The sequence below is a fragment of the Bacillus sp. BB081 genome (assembly GCF_008368895.1).
Lineage (GTDB): Bacteria > Bacillota > Bacilli > Bacillales > Bacillaceae_G > Bacillus_A > Bacillus_A wiedmannii.
This window is the reverse complement of record NZ_QOZX01000128.1, coordinates 1-1,485: the sequence shown is the minus strand read 5'-3', so window position 1 is coordinate 1,485 and position 1,485 is coordinate 1. Positions and strand designations below refer to the sequence as shown.

At 29.6% G+C, this 1,485-nt stretch carries 3 protein-coding genes; all 3 read left to right on the top strand.

Annotation, left to right across the window (positions count from 1 at the left end; translation table 11 throughout):
• Window positions 1-190 precede the first annotated feature (190 nt).
• Window positions 191-616, top strand: coding sequence for a DMT family transporter (locus DN394_RS28545; RefSeq protein WP_097916304.1), 426 nt, complete (start codon window positions 191-193; stop codon window positions 614-616).
• A 19-nt stretch (window positions 617-635) separates the two neighbouring features.
• Window positions 636-1,328: a Crp/Fnr family transcriptional regulator gene (locus DN394_RS28540; protein ID WP_141475236.1), complete on the top strand. Its 693-nt coding sequence runs from the start codon at window positions 636-638 to the stop codon at window positions 1,326-1,328.
• 19 nt (window positions 1,329-1,347) lie between these two features.
• The coding region (locus DN394_RS28535; protein ID WP_179953670.1) for a DMT family transporter at window positions 1,348-1,485 on the top strand (138 nt) is incomplete at its 3' end.

Sequence of the window (1,485 nt, the reverse complement as noted above, 5' to 3'; positions counted from 1 at the left end):
ATAGCGTAGTTATAATTATTAAAATATTATATACCGATAAAACAATAAAAAACACATCTCAAATATTTTGAGTTGTGTTTTTTATTGTTCATTTGTAGCTATTTTCATACTGATGTGACATTTGTCCTTTTGCCTTTATAGGATTATAGCTTTTAATTAAGTTAGAAATAGAAGATTAGGAGATGATTTGTTGAAAGGCGTTGTATTTGCTATTTTAGCTGGCGTATTTATTACACTTCAAGGTACATTTAATGCAAAACTTAGTTCACATATCGGTATATGGTCAACGAGTATTATAACGCATTTAATTGGAGTCCTTATTGCAACAACTGTATTTTTGTTAAAGAAAGAAGAGAAAGCAGCTGCTTTAAAGGATGTGAAAAAAATATATTTAGTAGCTGGTGCACTTGGAGGGTTAATTATTTGTGCAGAAACAGTAGCGATACATTCATTGGGAGTTACATTGACAGCTGGCACACTTATGGTTGCTCAATTGTTAACAGCAACTCTAATTGAAATGAAGGGATTATTTCAAATAAAAAAGATACAGATGGAGAGATATCATATTGTGGGAACAATAGTAATGATTATAGGTATTGTGGTATTTAATATGTAAATGAAAGGAGGAAATGAAAATGGAGAATAAATCAGATTTAATTATCCATTATTTGAAAACTAATAAAATGCTTGAAATTTTTTCAGAGATAGATACAGCTTATTTTCAAGTAAATCATTTTGATAAAGGTAAGTTTATATGCAATATAGATGACGTAATGGATCGTCTATATTTTGTTGTTAAAGGTAAAGTAAAAGTTTATACGATTACACCAGAGGGGAAGAAACTGATCCTTCGTTTTATCAATCCATTGGCGGTTGTTGGTGATATTGAATTAATACAAAATAGCAAAGCGCATAATGTCGTTGAAGCTTGTTCAGATGTTATAGCCATCTCTATTTCTCATGCAGTAATTAGAAATAAGTTATTACATGATCCTATATTTATGAACTTCTTACTTGAAAACATTGCAAACACATTAAAAATATCGACTCGTTTTACAGCACTTAATTTACTTTATCCAGTAGAAGTACGTGTAGCTAGTTATTTACTTTCTATTTCTACTGATAGTAACGGGAATATGTATAAAAAAGATTTGGATGCAACTTCGATATCAAGTATTGCGGATTTTATAGGAGTAAGTTATCGGCACGTAATCCGGGTGTTACAAAAATTTTATAAAGAAAAATTAATTGAAAAGAGAAATGGAGTTATTGTAATTAAAGACTTTTTTAAAATGAAGGAAGTTGCTAAAGATAATATTTATGAGTAATGAAAGGGAGAGGAAGATTTTGATTGGATTTAGTTTAGCTATATTAGCAGGAATATTAATTAGCTTACAATCTGTTTTTAATACGAAAGTGAATGAAAATGTAGGGCAGTGGTTAACAACTACATGTGTTCTTGGAATAGGTCTTATAAGTTCAGTG